This window comes from Lentzea guizhouensis (assembly GCF_001701025.1).
Classification (GTDB): domain Bacteria; phylum Actinomycetota; class Actinomycetes; order Mycobacteriales; family Pseudonocardiaceae; genus Lentzea; species Lentzea guizhouensis.
The window spans coordinates 302943-319762 of record NZ_CP016793.1; the positions used below are offsets into that span (position 1 = coordinate 302943).

Here is a 16820-nt window from a genome sequence, read left to right on the forward strand (position 1 = left end):
GCTCACCGAGCGATGTCCAACATCCGGTACATCACCAGGAGCGCAGCGTGGCGATGCGTTCTTCGAGCTGCTCGATGCTCGCCATCGCCGTCACTGGACCACCGCAGTACTCGCGCAGCTGGTTGTGGATCTTGCCGTGCGGCTTCTTGGTGCGGTGGTGGTGCATGGCGACGAGGGTGTTGAGCTCCTTGCGCAGCGACGCGAGCCGTTCCTGGACGCTGACCGACCGCACCTCCCGCACCGGCGCCTCCGCCTTCGGACGCTTGGCGGCGGACGCGAGCTGCTCCTCCTGGCGTTGCAGCAACAGCGTCCGCACCTGGTCGGGCTCGAGCAGGCCCGGCAGGCCGAGGTACTCCTGCTCCTCCTGCGAACCGGCGAACGCCGCCGTGCCGAACGACGAGCCGTCGTAGATGACCTGGTCGAGCTCCGCGGTGGTGCCGAGCGCGGTGAACGCGCGCTCCTCCTCGCCGGGCTCGTCCTTGGTCTGGTTCGCGTCGGCCAGCAGCTCGTCGTCCCAGCCGTCCTTCTCCCGGTGCGGCTTGCCGAGCACGTGGTCGCGCTGGGCCTCCAGCTCGGCCGCGAGCTGCAGCAGGATCGGCACCGACGGCAGGAACACCGACGCGGTCTCGCCGGGCTTGCGGGCCCGCACGAAGCGTCCGACGGCCTGGGCGAAGAACAACGGCGTCGAGGACGACGTGGCGTACACGCCGACCGCGAGCCGCGGGACGTCGACGCCCTCGGACACCATCCGGACGGCGATCATCCAGCGTTCGTTCGTCGCGGCGAACTCGGCGATCCTGCCGGAGGCCTTCGGGTCGTCGGAGAGGACGACCGTCGCGGTGTGGCCGGTCACGCGCTTGAGCACCTGCGCGTAGGCCTTCGCGGTCTCCTGGTCGGTCGCGATCACCAGGCCGCCGGCGTCGGGGATGCCGTTCTCGCGCTTCTGCGTCAGCCGCTGGTCCGCGGCGCGCAGCACCGAGGCCATCCAGTCGCCCGCCGGGTCCAGCGCGGTGCGCCAGGCCCGCGCGGTCTGCTCCTGGGTCAGCGGCTCGCCCAGCCGTGCCGTGAACTCCTCGCCCGCGCTGGTCCGCCACGACGCCTCACCCGAGTACGCCATGAAGAGCACGGGCCGGACGACGCCGTCGCGCAGCGCGTCGGAGTAGCCGTAGGTGTGGTCGGCCTTCGAGGTCTTGAACCCGCCGGCGCCCTCCTCGTACTGCACGAACGGGATCGGCGAGTCGTCGGAGCGGAACGGCGTGCCGGTCAGGCACAGCCGGCGCACCGCGGGCGTGAACGCCTCGCGGATCGCCTCACCCCACGACTTGGCGTCACCACCGTGGTGGATCTCGTCGAGCAGCACGAGCGTCTTGCGGTTCTCCGTGCGCACCCGGTGCAACGACGGGTGCGCGGCGACCTGCGCGTACGTGACCGCCACGCCGTGGTAGTCGCGGGAGGTGATCGCGTTGGTGTTGCGGAAGTTCGAGTCGATCGCGATGCCCTGCTCCGCCGCGGACTTCGCCCACTGGTGCTTGAGGTGCTCGGTGGGCGTGACGATCGTGACGGCCTCGATCGTGCGGTCGGCGAGCAGCTCGGCCGCCACCCGCAGGCCGAAGGTCGTCTTGCCCGCACCGGGCGTGGCGACGGCGAGGAAGTCCTGGGGCCTGGCGGCCAGGTACTTGGTCAGCGCGCGGCGTTGCCATGCCCGCAGCGGTCGCATTGCTGCTGTCGCTGTCGCAGTCACAGACGTGCTTCTCCTCGTTTGCGCAGGTCGAACACGGTTTCGACACAAAAGGGCCCTCAGGCAGGCCGTCGCCGAGGGCACCCCGACCCTACCTGTTCCGTGCGCCGATGCCGCGAAACGTGGCGGCATGCACCATGCTTGACATCGCGATGGGTTCGCCTACCGACAACGACGCACGCAGCTCCGGCCGGAAGACGCCGCTGCGTCTACTGGCGCGCACGCTGTCGAAGGCGTGGCAGGGCAACATCTTCTCAGAAGCCGCCGAGGCGGCGTTCTGGCAGACCCTCTCGTTCCCCCCGCTGCTGCTCGGCGTGCTGGGCGCCATGGGCTGGTTCGGCACCTGGTTCGGCGACGAGGTCGTGCGGGCCGTCCAGGGGCGGATCATCGGGTTCTCCCGCACGATCTTCAGCCAGGACGTGGTCAGAGAGGTGATCGAACCCACGGTCGCGGAGATCCTCACCACCGGCAAGGGCGAGATCGTCTCGATCGGCTTCCTGATCTCGCTGTGGGCGGGTTCGTCGGCCATGTCGTCGTTCGTCGACGCGATCACCGTCGCGCACGGCCAGTACGGCGTGCGCAACGAGCTGTGGCAGCGCATCTTCGCCCTGCTGCTGTACCTGGTGTCCCTGGTGGCGCTGGTGGTCGGCCTGCCGGTGCTCGCGCTGGGCCCGGACGTCCTGCCGCAGTTCTTCCCGACGACCTGGCAGCCCTACGTCGAGACGTGGGTCGGCCGCTTCTACTACCCCGGCGTCGGGCTGCTGCTGGTGTTCTCCCTGTCGCTGCTCTACAAGGTCGCACTGCCGCGCAGGCTGCCGTACCACCGCGTGCTGCCGGGCGCGGTCCTCGCGATGGCGGTGTTCATCCTGTCGTCGATCGGCCTGCGCCTGTACATCCAGTGGATCACCACGACGGGGTACACCTACGGCGCGCTGGCGACGCCGATCGCGTTCCTGCTGTTCGTGTTCTTCATCGGCCTGGCGATCACGCTCGGCGCGTACTTCAACAGCGCCGTCCAGGACCTGTGGCCCGCGAAGATGACCCGCCGGCAGCGCCGCCGCTGGCGCCGGCTGGAGCTCGAACGCGCCGCCTCCCGCATCCGCGAGGAGGCCGCGCAGCCCCGTCAGCAGGACGCCCACACCGCGCCCTCCCCCGCCGACACGCAGCTCACGACGCCGTTGCCGGCGCAGAAGCCGGGGCCGGAACGCGAGCGCACGCGCGGGTCCTGAACGCACACGAGCCCCAGCGCCTGGGGTGCAGGCGCCGGGGCTCGTGACCGAGAGCCGGAGGCTTATTCCTCGCCGCCGCCGTCAGGCAGGTTCTCGTAGATCTTCTTGCAGTCCGGGCACACCGGCGAGCCGGGCTTCGGCGACCGCGTGACCGGGAAGACCTCGCCGCACAGTGCGACCACGTGGGTGCCCATCACGGCGCTCTCGGCGATCTTCGCCTTGCGCACGTAGTGGAACATCTTCGGGGCGTCGTCCGAGGACTGGTCGGTCTCGTCCGGCCGTACGTCGACCTCGGGGAGAGTCTGGGTGCTCACGCGCCCAGGGTACCTGGGATGATGCCCACTCGTGACTACGCTGCACATCGCTGAGGAAGTTGCCGTCGCACTGGCCGAGAACCGGCCGGTCGTCGCGCTCGAGAGCACGATCCTGTCCCACGGCCTGCCCGCCCCGCGCAACCTGACCGTCGCCGACCGCCTGGAGCGGGTCGTGCGGGAGGCGGGAGCGGTCCCGGCCACGATCGCCGTGCTCGACGGTGTGCCGCACATCGGTCTCACCCGCGCCGAGCTGGAGCGCGTCTGCTCGGAGCAGCTGCTCAAGCTGTCCCTGCGCGACCTGGGCGCCGCCTGCGCGCTGGGCCGCAGCGGAGCCACGACGGTGGCCTCCACGACCGCGCTCGCGCACCAGGCCGGGATCCGCGTGTTCGGCACCGGCGGCCTGGGTGGCGTGCACCGCGGGGCGCACGAGACGTGGGACGTGTCGGCCGACCTCGACGTGGTCGCGACGACGCCGGTCCTGGTCGTGTCCTCCGGCGTGAAGTCGATCCTGGACATGGGCGCGACGCTGGAGGTGCTGGAGACGCGTTCGGTGCCCGTCGTCGGCTACCGGACCGACCGCTTCCCGGCGTTCTACCGGCGCGAGTCGGAGTTCGGCGTGCCGTGGCGGGTCGAGGACGCGAAGCAGGCGGCGGCGGTGTTCGCGGCGGGCGGGCGCGGGATGCTGCTGGTCAACCCGATCCCGGCGGCGTTCGAGATGGACGTCGAGCTGCACGACCGGCTGCTCGCCGAGGGCTTGCGGAAGCTCGTCGACCAGAACGTGCGCGGCAAGGACGTCTCGCCGGTGCTGCTGGAGCACTTCCACACCGCGAGCGGGGGTGTGAGCCTCGACGCGAACGAGGAGCTCGTCGTCAGCAACGTCCAGGTCGCGGCCGAGGTCGCCGTCGCGTTGTGCGGGGAGCAGCACCGATGAGGCCTGTCGTGGTGGTGGGTGACGCCGGCCTGGACGTCGTCGCCCGCCACTCCGGCCCCATCGCGCACGGCGGTGACGTGCGCGCGAAGGTGACCATCGAACCGGGCGGCGCGGGCGCGAACACGGCCGTGTGGCTGGCCGCGTGTGGTGCGTCGCCGGTGCTCGTTGCGCGCGTAGGTGCCGACTCGGCCGGACGGCAGGTGCACGCCGAGCTGACGGCGGCGGGCGTGCGGTGCGCGTTCGCCGTCGACCCCGAGCTCGCGACCTGCTGCGTCGTCGTGCTCGTCGACGAGAACGGCCAGCGCTCGATGCTGCCCGACCGCGGCGCGAACGCCCGGTTCTCCCCCGCCGACCTCGATCCGGGCCTGCTGGCGGCCCCGGACGGTCACCTGCACCTGTCCGGGTACGTGCTGCTCGACGCCACCTCGCGGCCCGCCGGGCTGGCGGCGCTGCGGGCGGCGGGCGGCCGGGTGGACGACGTCGGTGGACCCGCAGGCAGCCGTGCTGATCCAGGCCACGCCGGAGTTCCTGGAGGACGTGCGGGGCGTCGACCTGCTGCTGCCCAACGCCGACGAGCTGGAGGCGCTGACCGGGTCGGCCGATCCGGCGTCGGCGAAGGAGCTGCTCTCGCACGTCGGCGCCGTCGTGGTCACCTCCGGCCCGGACGGTGCCTCGTGGGTCGACGCCGACGGAGTCGTGTCGGTGCCCGCCGAACGGGCCGAGTGCGTCGACTCGACGGGTGCCGGTGACGCGTTCGACGCGGGGGTGCTGGCGGCGTGGCTGGCCGGGTCGCCGAAGCTCGACGCGCTGCTCGGTGGCGTGCGCGCCGGGTCGCGGGCGGTGAGCGTCGTCGGAGCCCAGCCGCCCCGCTAGCCGCTGGGGCTAGCCGTCGATGACGGTCGTGCTCTTCGGTGCGATGGCCTTGCGTTCGACCTGGTGGCGGTTCACCTTCTCGGTCTTGCGCGGCGGCCGGTCGTTCGCGATCAGCACGGCCATCCACGGCAGCGGCACGGACAGCACGATGAAGAACAGCGCCAGCCACCACGTGTGCGCGAACAGCGCCGCGAGGATGAGGCACGGGAACCGCAGACTCATCATGATCGCGTACTTGCGGCGCCGGGCGGCGTGCTGTTCCTCGTAGGACGGGGCCGCCTCGGTGATCAACACCGGGGTGTCGTTCCGGTCGGGACTGCTCACGACACCACCTCCGGGTTCCATGGTCCCACGTCCGAGTGACGGCCGGGACAGCCGGTCGGCGGTTAACATCCGCGGGTGGTCGCCCTTGATCGCCTCGTGGACGTGCTCGGCAGTCTGGGCACGCACCTGGCGTGCGCGCCGAGGGGCCGCGACGCCGAGCTGCGCGGGGTGGCCCTGCACGACCCGGCCGAGAACACCCCGGCCGCCGCCGGTGACGTGCTGCTCGGCCTGGGCACCCGTCGGTCGCCGCGGCCGGCTGGTGGCCTCCACCGCGGCGTCGGCGGTCGTGCTGCACGGCCGGCCACCGCTGGACGAACGGGTGGTCGTCGCGGCCAAGAAGTCCGGCGCGGCGGTGCTGCTCGTGGACCCCTCGGTGCCGTGGAGCCAGCTCGCGAACGTGACGCAGACGCTGGTCAACGGCGGCACGCGCACCGGTGACCTGTTCGGGCTCGCGGACGTCATCGCGGGCGTGGTCGGCGGGCCGGTGACGATCGAGGACCAGCAGTCGCGCGTGCTCGCCTACTCGTACCGGCAGCAGGACGTCGACCCGGTGCGCGTGCAGACCATCCTCGGCCGCCGCGTGCCCGAGGAGGCCCGGCGCGCGCTCGACGAGTACGGCGTCTTCAGCCACCTCGCCTCCTCCGACGAGCCGATCTTCGTGCCGAAGCTGACGCCGCAGCTGGGCAACCGCCTCGTGGCCGCTGTGCGCGCCGGACGCGAGCTGCTCGGCTCGGTGTGGGTGGAGGTGACCGACCCGGTCGACGCGGCGCGCATGGCGGCGTTGGTGGACGGCGCGCGCACGGCCGCTTTGCACCTGTTGCGCTCGCGTGCGTCCACGGACCTGGAACGCCAAGCGGAGGCCGACCTGGTGATCCGCCTGCTCGAACACCCCGAGTCCGCCGACGTCGCCCGCCTCGGCCTGCCGTCGGCCGACCTGCGGGTGATCGCCGTGCAGGCGCACGCCGGCGAGGGCGAGCACGGCGCGGCGGTGCTGGCGTTCCAACGGGCGACCGCGGGCTTCGGCTGGTCGCGACCGGGCCGCAGCGCCTGTTCGGCAACGTCCTCTACACGGTCATCCCGGCCGCCGACGACGCCGTCGGCTGGGTGCGCTCGCTGGTGCGCGAGCTGCCGTCGGAGGCCACGGTGCTGGCCGGCATCGGCGGCCCGGCGGAGGCGACGCAGCTGCCGACCTCCCGGCAGGAGGCAGACGAGTGCCTGGCGCTGTCGACCGGCGAGCCGGTCGTGTACGACGACGCGTGGGCACGGGTGCTGCTGCACCGGCTGGCCGCTGTGGCCGAAGCCGGCCGGCTGCCGACCCGCGGACCGATATCCAATATATTGCGATACGACGCCGAGTACGGGACGCAGTACGCGGCGACGTTGAAGGCGTGGCTGGCAGCTCAAGGCGACGTGCGTGCCGCGGCGCGCGAGCTCGGCGTGCACCCCAACACGTTGCGCTACCGCATGCAGAAGATGGCGGAGGTGACGCCGCTGCCCCTCGACGACCCCGACCAGCGGCTCGCGATGGCGATCGCGTTGTCGATCACCCGCTGAGCCGGTCCCGCGGCACGCGCGGCTCCCGGCGCCGTGAAAACATCTGCCCGTGCACCCTGATCTTTCCGTTGACCTGTGTGCCCGCTTGCGCGAGGCCTTCGAGAACGCCGGCTACACCGCGGACGGCGTCGTCGACGCGCTCGGCCCGCAGGCCCACGCCGCGCTCGGCCGGGGCGAGCCGGAGCCCGCCCGGCGCGCGAGCAAGGACGCCGGGACGCTCGGCACGCTGATCCGCCTGTTCCTGCTCGGCGACGAGGAGCCGGAGCAGGACGTCCGCAAGGCGCTGGACGGCGTCGACATCGACGACCTCGTCCGCAACGAGGTGCTGACGAGCGAGCTGACCGCCGGCCTGGACGTGCGGCCCTACGAGGACAACTGGTGGGTGATCGCCGACCTCGACTCGGACGTGCGCGGCGGTTCCGTGCCCGAGGACCACGTGCTGGGCGTCGGGCACGCCTCGATCAGCCTCGCCCGCGCGACCAGGAAAACCCCGATCGGCTCGCTGCTCGACCTCGGCACCGGCTGTGGCGTTCAGGCGCTGCACGCGAGCACGCACGCCGAGCGCATCACGGCCACCGATCTGTCCGAGCGCGCGCTACGGCTCGCACAGGGCACGTTCCGCATGAACGGGCTCGACGTGGAGACGCTGCAGGGCGAGTGGTTCGGGCCGGTGCGCAACCGGCGGTTCGACCAGGTCGTGTGCAACCCGCCGTTCGTGGTCGGGCCGCCGCGGGTCGACTACGTGTACCGCGACTCCGGGCTCGGTGGCGACGACGCGTCGGCGCTGGTGATCCGGCAGCTGCCCGCGTTCCTCAACGAGGGCGGCGTGGGGCAGCTGCTCGCCTCCTGGGTGCACCGCAAGGGCGAGGACTGGGAGGAGCGCGTCTCCGGCTGGCTGCCGCGCGGTGGCGTGGACGCGTGGTTCGTGCAGCGCGACATCGCCGAGCCCGCGTTGTACGTCGGGACGTGGCTCAAGGACGCCGGTGTCGACCCGCGCAGTCCCGAGGGGCGGCGCAAGGCGGCCGCGTGGCTCGACTGGTTCGAGGAGAACGAGGTCCAGGGCGTCGGATTCGGGTACGTGACGCTGCGGCGCACCGACGAGATGCACTCCCAGGTGGTGTGCGAGGACCTGCGGCACGCCTTCGACGACCCGCTGGGCCCGGAGGCGGCGCGGTGGCTCGACAACGTGGCGTGGCTGCGCGCGAACCCGGACCTGCTCGGGCGGGCGTTCCGGGTCGCGGACACCGTGCTGCTGGAGGAGGTGTCCGAGCCGAGCGAGGAGGGCTGGCGCAAGGTCGTCGCCCGGCTGCACCGCACCGACGGGCCCGGCTGGCAGCACGAGGTGGACGAGGCGACAGCCAAGCTGATCGCCGGTTGCACGGGTGCGCTGCCGTTGGCCGACCTGCTCGCGTTGCTCGAGTTCGCCTATGGAGAAATCGATTCGGAAGCCGCGTTGCCGATCGTTCGTGATCTCATCCGGCACGGAATGTTGATTCCCGCGTGAAAGCGGTTGTGGCGCGCGTCACAGAGGCGAGTGTGGAAGTCGAAGGGGAGATCGTCGGCGCGATCTCCGAGCCCGGATTGCTGGTCCTGCTCGGTGTGCACCACGACGACTCGGACGCCCACGCGGCCAAGATGGCGCGCAAGCTGCACGGTCTGCGGATCCTGGACGACGAGCAGTCCTGCGAGTCGACCGGCGCTCCCCTGCTGGTCGTCAGCCAGTTCACCCTCTACGGGGACACCCGCAAGGGCCGCCGTCCGTCCTGGACGGCGGCCGCGCGGCCGGAGCACGCGGAACCCTTGGTGAACGCCGTCGTGGCGGAGCTGCGCCAAATGGGCGCGCGGGTCGAAACGGGACGTTTCCGTACCGAGATGAAGGTGCGGAGCGTGAACGACGGGCCGTTCACGGTGCTCGTGGAGGTCTGAGGAAAGGGTTCTCAGCCAATCCTCAGATTACTCGCGCAACCGCTGTGACAGCGGTGACGTCTTCAGGTCAGGAAGTCGGGAACGAATTCGGAATCGGGTTCGTTACCCCGGATGAGAGCCAGCAAGCGATGGGATCCAGAGCGGGCCCGCCGCGAACCGGCACCAGGGCGCAGCGCCGCGCCGCCGCCTTGACCACAGCGCCCGCGACCGCGTCGCCCGCAGCAGGGGGAGGGAGATCCATGACCGTCACGAGGATCTTCGACCGTGAAGTCGGAGACAACACCGCCGTCGAAGCCGACCTCGACGCCCAGGGGCCGGCGGCCGATCTCGTTCGAGTCTACCTGAACGGAATCGGCAAGACCGCGCTGCTGACCGCCGAGGAGGAGGTCGACCTCGCGAAGCGCATCGAGGCGGGCATCTTCGCCCACCACGTCCTGGACACGGCCAAGCGCCTCACGCCGACCCGTCGCGAAGAGCTGGGGGAGCTCGTCCGCGACGGCCGCCGCGCCAAGGACCACCTGCTCAAGGCCAACCTGCGCCTCGTCGTCTCGCTGGCCAAGCGCTACACCGGCCGCGGCATGCCGCTGCTGGACCTGATCCAGGAGGGCAACCTGGGTCTGATCCGCGCCGTCGAGAAGTTCGACTACACCAAGGGCTTCAAGTTCTCCACGTACGCGACGTGGTGGATCCGCCAGGCCATCACCCGCGGCATGGCCGACCAGGGCCGCACCATCCGCCTCCCCGTCCACCTCGTCGAGCAGGTGAACAAGCTCGCGCGGATCAAGCGCGACCTGCACCAGTCGCTCGGCCGCGAGGCGACGACCGAGGAGCTCGCCAAGGAGTCCGGCATCTCGGTGGAGAAGGTCGCCGACCTGCTCGACCACGCCCGTGACCCGGTATCGCTCGACATGCCGGTCGGCACGGAGGAGGACGCGCCCCTCGGTGACTTCATCGAGGACTCGGACGCGACCGACGCCGAGAGCGCCGTCATCTCCGGCCTGCTGCAGGACGACCTGCGCCGCGTGCTCGCCACGCTGGAGCCGCGCGAGCAGGCCGTGATCCGGCTGCGCTACGGCCTCGAGGACGGCCAGCCGCGCACGCTCGACCAGATCGGCAAGCGGTTCGGCCTCTCGCGCGAGCGGGTGCGCCAGATCGAGCGCGAGGTCATGTCGAAGCTGCGCCAGGGCGAGCGTGCCGCGAAGCTGCGTGCGTACGCGTCCTGACCTCGCTTGGGCCAGGTGGTGTCACGGTCGGATCTCAGCCGACCGCGAGTATTGACTTGTCACTCAACTCACGGCACGGTCGGGCGTTACCAGAGCCAAGCGACGCCCGTCGAGAGTCGGAAGTCGCACACGGAGGAAGGTCGGGGCAGCCGGGGGCTGCCCCGGCCTTCCGCGTTCCCGGGGTCGTCGCCCGGAGTCCGTTGCTCGGGAAGCCGTTGCGAAGAACACGGTGGACGGGACGCAATACGTCCCTTTGATGGCGGTACGGTTTTCTGATCCGAACTGCACACCGTTGGAGTTGTGTACGCCGTGCCCACCACTTTCGAGTACACCGACGTCCTCCCGCTCGCGAAGGACACCGAGACCGAGTACCGCCTCGTCACCTCCGACGGGGTGAAGCTGATCGAGGCCGGTGACCGCAAGTTCCTCGAGATCGCGCCGGAGACTCTGACGCTGCTCGCGAAGGAAGCCATCCGCGACATCCAGCACCTGCTGCGACCGTCGCACCTCGCCCAGCTGCGCAAGATCATCGACGACCCCGAGGCGTCCGGCAACGACCGCTTCGTCGCGATGGACCTGCTGCGCAACGCGGCCATCTCCTCCGGCGGCGTGCTGCCGATGTGCCAGGACACCGGCACGGCGATCATCATGGGCAAGCGCTCGGAGACCGTCCTGACCGGCGGCGCCGACGAGCAGGCGCTGGCCCGCGGGGTCTTCGAGGCCTACCAGGAGCTCAACCTGCGGTACTCGCAGATGGCGCCGGTGACGTTCTGGGACGAGAAGAACACCGGCACCAACCTGCCCGCGCAGATCGAGGTCTTCCACAAGCCCGGCCAGGAACCGGTATATGAGTTCCTGTTCATGGCCAAGGGCGGCGGCAGCGCGAACAAGACGTTCCTCTACCAGGAGACGAAGGCGCTGCTGAACCCGAAGCGCCTCGCGTCGTTCCTCGACGAGAAGCTCCGCTCGCTCGGCACCGCGGCCTGCCCGCCCTACCACCTCGCGGTCGTGGTCGGCGGTCTGTCCGCCGAGCAGAACCTCAAGGTCGCGAAGCTCGCCTCCGCCCGCTACCTGGACAACCTGCCGACCGAGGGCTCGCCGCTGGGCAACGCCTTCCGCGACACCGACCTCGAACAGCAGGTCCTGGAGCTCACCCGCGACTTCGGCATCGGCGCCCAGTTCGGCGGCAAGTACTTCTGCCACGACGTGCGCGTCATCCGCCTCCCCCGCCACGGCGCGTCCTGCCCGGTCGGCATCGCGGTGTCCTGCTCGGCCGACCGCCAGGCCAAGGCCCGCATCACCCCCGAGGGCGTGTTCCTCGAACAGCTGGAACGCGACCCGGCCCAGTACCTGCCCGAGGTGCAGGGCGAGGACCTCTCCGACGAGGTCGTCCGCATCGACCTCACCCGCCCGATGGCCGAGATCCGCGAGGTCCTCACCAAGCTCCCGGTGAAGACCCGCGTGTCCCTGACCGGCCCGCTGGTCGTGGCCCGCGACATCGCGCACGCCAAGATCAAGGAACGCCTCGACGCCGGCGAGGAGATGCCGCAGTACCTGAAGGACCACCCGGTCTACTACGCGGGCCCGGCCAAGACCCCGGAGGGCTACGCCTCCGGCTCGTTCGGCCCGACCACCGCCGGCCGCATGGACAGCTACGTCGAGCAGTTCCAGGCCGCGGGCGGCTCACTGGTGATGCTCGCCAAGGGCAACCGCTCCAAGCAGGTGACGTCCGCGTGCGCCTCGTACGGCGGCTTCTACCTCGGCTCGATCGGCGGCCCGGCGGCACGCCTGGCCCAGGACTGCATCCGCAAGGTCGAGGTGCTCGAGTACCCGGAGCTCGGCATGGAGGCGGTCTGGAAGATCGAGGTGGAGGACTTCCCCGCGTTCGTCGTGGTCGACGACAAGGGCAACGACTTCTTCGCCGAGACCTCCGCGCCGACGCTGCAGATCAGCTTCCGCCGCTAGCTCGCACGGGAGCCCGCTCAGTCAGCTACGACGGCTGGGCCAACTGATATATCGGTTGGCCCGGCCGTCGTGCTTCCAGGTCTTTGCAACGACTCTTTTGCGGTCGTCGTCCAAAGACTCATTGCTAAGCAGCAGGTCAGGGCGGGGTGATCGCGGCAGTCGGCTTGCTCGGCGTCGAGCACGGCGGCGAGCACGTGCAGGGTGCGTTCCCGCAGCCCAAGATCCATATATCAGTGTTGCACCGGTCAGCCGGTTTCCTCGCGGGACTCCAGCACCAGCCTCCGGTCACCCAGCGGCGCGTCGAGGCGGACGGTCAGCGGGACCTGCCGGACCTCCTGCGTGCAGATCGTGCCCGGCGGTTGCTTGGTGATCGTGACCAGCGTGACCTGGACGACCTCGGCGGACTGCGCGGTCACCTCGGCCCGCGCCTCCTTGCAGCCGCCGCCGAGACCGAAGACCTCGATGTCACGGCCGTCGTTGAAGACGTACGCCTCGGTCCGGAAGGTGTCTGACAACGATGTCGAATCAACCTTCTCCTTCGGCACCGGCGTCACGTTCGGCGGGATGACCGGCTTCTCCTCGGAGATCGAGACCGGTGGCGTCACGGGTGCGGAGGGCGAGCCGGACCCCGGCGCGGACGTGCCGGGCGCGGAGGTCCCGGACGTCCCGGTCGGCGCGACGGACGAGGAGCCGGATCCCGGCGCGCTCGACGTGCCACCGGACGAGCACCCGGCGAGCACGGCAACGAGAGCAACGGCAGCGACGACGTTTCTCATGCGCACCATCCTTGCAAACGAACCTGAGCGAACGGACCTGGAAGCGGAACGGACCCGAGCGGAACGGGCCGGAGAGCGGGAGGTGCCCGGCCGACGGGGCAGTTGTCGACCGGGCACCGGGGGGAGGGAGGTCTACTTCTGTTCCTGCCGCGACGTCAACACGACCGTGCGCTCACCCAGGGGCTCGTCCAGCTGCACCTTCAGCGGGGGGAAGCGGATGTCCATCGTGCACATCTCCTTGGTGAGCGGCAGCGTCTCCAGCAGCTCGATCTTCACCACCGACGCCGACTGCTCCAGCACGGACGCGCTCGCCTTGCCGCACCCGGCCTCCTGGGCCACCACGGTGACGGTCTTGCCGTCGCCCTGCGTCCACGCGGTGCGCGGGTAGTCCGACGCCAGGGCGTTGGTGTCCAGCTTCGTCACCGGTTTGCCGTCCGGCGGGACTTCTCCGGGGGCGGTGCCCGGCGGCACCTCCGCGGAGGACGAGGTGGCGGTCGGCAAGGTTGGACCGCCACCTGCTCCAGTGCCGGCGTTCTGCGCACTGCCACAGGCGGTCATCACCAGCAGCAGGACGCCAGTGCTAACTACGGTTCCAATGTGCCTCATGCACCAAGGACGGAACCCCGCTCACAACGGGTTGCACCGAGTTCGCTTCACAGTTACCGGGACACGGCCGCGACCGCCTCGCGCAGCGCCTCCAGCCGGGCCGCCGACGCGAGGCCACCGTGGTAGAGGTGGAACTCCTCCACGCCCGCGTCCAGGTACGCGAGCCACTCCTTCGCCAACGCCGCCCCGTCGGCCGGCTTCGGCGGCAGCCCCAGCACGTACGCGGCGATCCGCGTGTCCGGCGCGACCGCCCGCAGCGCCTCGATGCCCGGCACCGCGACCTCAGGCCCCGGCCAGCACATCGTCGTCAGCACGTCGACGTCCGCGTCCAGCCCACCGGCGACCGTCGCGAACGGCCCCGTGCCCCAGGGGTCCGCCGTCACGTGCATGCCGATCCGGACCGAAGGCGCCGCGGCACGGATCTCACCGACCACCCGCTGCCGCAACGACCGCACCACACCCGTGCGCACGGCGCGCACGTCATCCGCGAGCGCACCCAGCGCTTCCTCGACGCCGGGTGCACCGCGATCGACCCCGGCCCGGACCGCTTCACGCAGGGCATCCGGGTCGGCGTACCGGGCGGTGCACGCTGAGCAGAAGCAGATCGACAGCAGCTTCTGCTGCACCGCGTTCCAGTCCGTGCCGTCGGTCTTCTCGTGGTGCCCGCCGTGGAAGAACCCCAGCGGCCCGCAGGCCTCGAGGATGATCCCGTCCGGCGCACCCAGCTCCAGCACCTCCGACACCAGCACCGACGCGTACTCCACGACGTCGGGCTGCGCGGTGCACAACGCGTACGGGTACCGGTCCCCGAACGCGTTCACCACCGTCACGTCCGGGTGCAGGTCACCCAGGCGCGAGTTGTGCGTCAGCACGGTCCAGGCGTACACCGGCAGCCCGGCGGCGCGCACCGGACCGGCGGCGGCACCGAACGAGTCCGGACCGTCCGTCCAGGACGGTTCCGCCGGCACCAGCCGCCCGTACCTCTCCGCGCGCACCGGGAGGTAGAACGCCGCGTGCCGGGCATCGACCAGACGGTGCGCGGGGTGCAACGGGGTTGCCGCCCGCACCGTGTGGTACGAGGCGGCCAGGGCGATCGCGTCGACCCCGAGGTCCTGGTACCGCGCAACGGCGTCGGGGTCACCGATCAGGTCCCACGGGTAGGCGTGGACAACCGACTTCACCACCGGGGACGCTTCCTCTCGTAGCTCGGGTCGAACTTCTGCATGTAGCCCGTGTCGTCACGAGCCGTGATGCCGCACCGCGCGTAGTTCTCGGCCAGTCGCGCCAGCGCGTCGCGGTCCAGCGACACCCCGAGGCCGGGACCGGTCGGCACCGGCACCGCACCGTCCACGAAGGACAGCACGCCCGGCTCGACGACCTCGTCCGCCGCGTTCCACGGGTAGTGGGTGTCGCAGGCGTAGTTCAGGTTCGGCGTCGCCGCGGCCAGGTGCGTCATCGCCGCCAGCGAGATCCCCAGGTGCGAGTTCGAGTGCATCGACAGCCCGATGCCGAACGTCTGGCAGATCATGCCCAGCTGCCGCGACCGCTGCAGCCCGCCCCAGTAGTGGTGGTCGGACAGGACGACCTGCACGGCGTCCAGCTCCACCGACTGCTTGAGGTGCTCGAAGGCGACCACGCACATGTTGGTGGCCAACGGCATCGGCGCCTGCGCGGCCACCTCGGCCATTCCGGGGATCCCCGCGGTCGGGTCCTCCAGGTACTCCACCACGCCGTCGAGCTCGGCCGCGACCTTCAGCGACGTCGCGGTCGACCAGGCCGCGTTCGGGTCCAGCCGCAGCGGGTGGTCCGGGAACGCCTCGCGCAGCGCCCGGATCGCCTCGATCTCCTGCTCCGGCGGGAAGACACCGCCCTTGAGCTTGATCGACCCGAACCCGTACTCCGAGATCATCTTGGCAGCCTGCGCCACGATCCCGGCGGGGTCGACCGCCTCGCCCCACTCGTCCGGCTCGGCACCGGGGTGCCCGTCCCACTTGTAGAACAGGTAGGCGGAGTACGGCACGGCCGACCGCACCGCACCGCCCAGCAGGTCGTGGACCGGGCGTCCCAGCGCCTTGCCCTGGATGTCCAGGCAGGCGACCTCGAACGACGAGAACACCCGGTCGACCGTGCTCTCCGCGGTGATGTTGCCGGTCAGCCCGTGCTTGTCCAGCCCCACCGTGCCGCCGAGAACAGCGGCGACCCGCGCGTGCATCTCGTTGAGAGCAAAAACATCAAGCCCGACCAGGGAGTCCACAACGGACCGCGAGCGCTCCAGGTGCCCGAGGTCGCCGTAGGTCTCCCCCAGCCCGGAGATGCCCTCGTCGGTGCGCACCTCGACGATCGTGCGCAGCGCCCACGGCTCGTGCACGCCGGCCGAGTTCAGCAGCGGCGGGTCCCGGAACGCGATCGGCGTCAGGACGATCTCGGTGATCTTCACAGCGACCGCTCCCTTCAGGCCAGCAGGGCCTTGCCGGCGGCGATGATCTTGTCGAGCGCGGCCAGGTGCTCGTCGGACGGGTCGACCAGCGGCGGGCGCACCCCGCCGACCTCCAGGCCGTTCGCGCGCACGGCGGCCTTCACCAGTGCGACGGCGTAGCCGGGGACCTGGTCGCGCAGCTCGACCAGCGGCTTGTAGAACTCGTACAGGAAGCGGTTCACCAGCGCGGTGTCGCCGGCCTGCACGGCGTTGTAGAAGCCGATCGAGATCTCCGGCGCGAAGCAGAACACCGCGGACGAGTACAGCTCGACACCGATGGCCCGGTAGGCGAGCTGCGTCATCTCCGCGGTCGGCAGGCCGTTGAAGAACTGGAACGGCTTGTCGACGCTCGCCCGGACGGAGAGCACGATCCGCTGCATCTGGTCCAGGTCGCCCAGGCCGTCCTTGAAGCCCACGACGTTCGGGATCGACGCGACCTCGACGGCGGTGTCCGGCGTGAACCGCGCGTTGTTGCGCTGGTACACGATGATCGGCAGCTCCGTGGCCCCGGCGACCTCGGCCACGTACCGCACGAGACCGGCGGCCGGGTTCGTCACCAGGTACGGCGGCAGCAGCAGGATGCCGTTGGCGCCGGCGCGTTCCGCCGCCTGGACGAACTGCTTGGTCGCGACGACCGAGCCACCGGCACCGGCGAACACCGGCACCTTGCCCGCGGTCGCCTCGACCGCGACGGCCACCGCCCGTTCGAACTCCTCCAGCCCCAACGCGTGGAACTCGCCGGTGCCGCAGGCCGCGAACACCGCGCCCGGCCCGGCGGAGACACCGTGCTTGACGTGCTCCGCGAGCACGTCGTACGCGATGTTCCCCTCGCCGTCGAACGGGGTCACCGGGAAGAACAGCACACCATCGAGTTGCATAACCAGA

The 16820-nt window shown here is 70.8% G+C and carries 16 protein-coding genes and 1 pseudogene; 9 read left to right on the plus strand and 8 right to left on the minus strand.

Annotation, left to right across the window (positions count from 1 at the left end; all coding sequences use genetic code 11):
• Positions 1 to 31 precede the first annotated feature (31 nt).
• Positions 32 to 1717, minus strand: coding sequence for a DEAD/DEAH box helicase (locus BBK82_RS01440; RefSeq protein WP_065913355.1), 1686 nt, complete (start codon positions 1715 to 1717; stop codon positions 32 to 34).
• 158 nt (positions 1718 to 1875) lie between these two features.
• Between BBK82_RS01440 and BBK82_RS01445 the strand changes: the two genes are divergently transcribed.
• Positions 1876 to 2967, plus strand: a complete 1092-nt coding sequence (locus tag BBK82_RS01445; protein ID WP_154696985.1) for a YihY/virulence factor BrkB family protein — start codon at positions 1876 to 1878, stop codon at positions 2965 to 2967.
• 62 nt (positions 2968 to 3029) lie between these two features.
• On the opposite strand, the gene BBK82_RS01450 is transcribed toward BBK82_RS01445, so the two are convergent.
• Complete coding sequence (locus BBK82_RS01450; protein WP_053738507.1) at positions 3030 to 3281, minus strand: DUF3039 domain-containing protein; 252 nt, start codon at positions 3279 to 3281, stop codon at positions 3030 to 3032.
• Positions 3282 to 3312: 31 nt separating this feature from the next.
• On the opposite strand from BBK82_RS01450, the gene BBK82_RS01455 reads away from it, so the two are divergent.
• Both BBK82_RS01455 and BBK82_RS01460 read left to right on the plus strand, forming a co-directional pair.
• The gene (locus BBK82_RS01455; protein ID WP_065913357.1) at positions 3313 to 4212 is read left to right on the plus strand and encodes a pseudouridine-5'-phosphate glycosidase; all 900 of its coding nucleotides are present in this window, start codon (positions 3313 to 3315) and stop codon (positions 4210 to 4212) included.
• Positions 4209 to 5085 (plus strand): annotated as a pseudogene (locus BBK82_RS01460) (carbohydrate kinase family protein). Before BBK82_RS01455 ends, BBK82_RS01460 begins: the two are co-directional and overlap by 4 nt.
• 9 nt (positions 5086 to 5094) lie before the next feature.
• Here the strand turns inward: BBK82_RS01460 and BBK82_RS01465 are convergent.
• Positions 5095 to 5430 (minus strand): DUF3099 domain-containing protein, encoded by a 336-nt coding sequence (locus tag BBK82_RS01465; protein WP_065913358.1) that lies wholly within the window; start codon positions 5428 to 5430, stop codon positions 5095 to 5097.
• Between the two features lie 238 nt (positions 5431 to 5668).
• Between BBK82_RS01465 and BBK82_RS01470 the strand changes: the two genes are divergently transcribed.
• The 6 genes from BBK82_RS01470 to BBK82_RS01490 all read left to right on the plus strand — a co-directional run bounded on the left by BBK82_RS01470 (position 5669) and on the right by BBK82_RS01490 (position 12077).
• Positions 5669 to 6793 (plus strand): hypothetical protein, encoded by a 1125-nt coding sequence (locus BBK82_RS01470; protein ID WP_335618036.1) that lies wholly within the window; start codon positions 5669 to 5671, stop codon positions 6791 to 6793.
• Positions 6748 to 6963, plus strand: coding sequence for a helix-turn-helix domain-containing protein (locus BBK82_RS56150; RefSeq protein ID WP_335618037.1), 216 nt, complete (start codon positions 6748 to 6750; stop codon positions 6961 to 6963). Before BBK82_RS01470 ends, BBK82_RS56150 begins: the two co-directional genes overlap by 46 nt.
• 49 nt (positions 6964 to 7012) lie before the next feature.
• On the plus strand, positions 7013 to 8467 hold the full coding sequence (locus BBK82_RS01475; protein ID WP_065913359.1) for a DUF7782 domain-containing protein: 1455 nt from the start codon (positions 7013 to 7015) through the stop codon (positions 8465 to 8467).
• Entirely contained in the window at positions 8464 to 8889 is a 426-nt protein-coding gene (gene dtd, locus BBK82_RS01480; RefSeq protein ID WP_065913360.1) for a D-aminoacyl-tRNA deacylase, read from the plus strand. Before BBK82_RS01475 ends, dtd begins: the two co-directional genes overlap by 4 nt.
• Before the next feature lie 239 nt (positions 8890 to 9128).
• A complete protein-coding gene (locus tag BBK82_RS01485; protein ID WP_065913361.1) occupies positions 9129 to 10112 on the plus strand; it encodes a sigma-70 family RNA polymerase sigma factor in 984 nt (327 codons plus the stop codon).
• Positions 10113 to 10412: 300 nt separating this feature from the next.
• Positions 10413 to 12077, plus strand: a complete 1665-nt coding sequence (locus BBK82_RS01490) for a fumarate hydratase (protein WP_418287478.1) — start codon at positions 10413 to 10415, stop codon at positions 12075 to 12077.
• 245 nt (positions 12078 to 12322) lie between these two features.
• Here BBK82_RS01490 and BBK82_RS01495 read toward each other — a convergent pair whose 3' ends face one another.
• The 5 genes from BBK82_RS01495 to BBK82_RS01515 all read right to left on the minus strand — a co-directional run bounded on the left by BBK82_RS01495 (position 12323) and on the right by BBK82_RS01515 (position 16813).
• Positions 12323 to 12853: a hypothetical protein gene (locus BBK82_RS01495; protein WP_154696986.1), complete on the minus strand. Its 531-nt coding sequence runs from the start codon at positions 12851 to 12853 to the stop codon at positions 12323 to 12325.
• A 132-nt stretch (positions 12854 to 12985) separates the two neighbouring features.
• On the minus strand, positions 12986 to 13354 hold the full coding sequence (locus BBK82_RS01500) for a hypothetical protein (RefSeq protein ID WP_237047994.1): 369 nt from the start codon (positions 13352 to 13354) through the stop codon (positions 12986 to 12988).
• 158 nt (positions 13355 to 13512) lie between these two features.
• A complete protein-coding gene (locus BBK82_RS01505) occupies positions 13513 to 14640 on the minus strand; it encodes a hypothetical protein (protein ID WP_237047995.1) in 1128 nt (375 codons plus the stop codon).
• Entirely contained in the window at positions 14637 to 15896 is a 1260-nt protein-coding gene (locus tag BBK82_RS01510; protein WP_083267727.1) for a glucarate dehydratase family protein, read from the minus strand. The genes BBK82_RS01505 and BBK82_RS01510 overlap by 4 nt, the downstream gene beginning before the upstream one ends.
• A gap of 14 nt (positions 15897 to 15910) precedes the next feature.
• Positions 15911 to 16813, minus strand: a complete 903-nt coding sequence (locus tag BBK82_RS01515; protein WP_065913365.1) for a 5-dehydro-4-deoxyglucarate dehydratase — start codon at positions 16811 to 16813, stop codon at positions 15911 to 15913.
• Positions 16814 to 16820 lie beyond the last annotated feature (7 nt).

Excerpts from the sequence above, each read along its gene's own strand:
- BBK82_RS01440 (WP_065913355.1), bottom strand. The coding sequence starts at position 1,717 with ATGCGACCGCTGCGGGCATGGCAACGCCGCGCGCTGACCAAGTACCTG.
- BBK82_RS01445 (WP_154696985.1), top strand. The coding sequence starts at position 1,876 with ATGCTTGACATCGCGATGGGTTCGCCTACCGACAACGACGCACGCAGC.
- BBK82_RS01465 (WP_065913358.1), bottom strand. The coding sequence starts at position 5,430 with ATGGAACCCGGAGGTGGTGTCGTGAGCAGTCCCGACCGGAACGACACC.
- BBK82_RS01485 (WP_065913361.1), top strand. The coding sequence starts at position 9,129 with ATGACCGTCACGAGGATCTTCGACCGTGAAGTCGGAGACAACACCGCC.
- BBK82_RS01495 (WP_154696986.1), bottom strand. The coding sequence starts at position 12,853 with ATGAGAAACGTCGTCGCTGCCGTTGCTCTCGTTGCCGTGCTCGCCGGG.
- BBK82_RS01515 (WP_065913365.1), bottom strand. The coding sequence starts at position 16,813 with ATGCAACTCGATGGTGTGCTGTTCTTCCCGGTGACCCCGTTCGACGGC.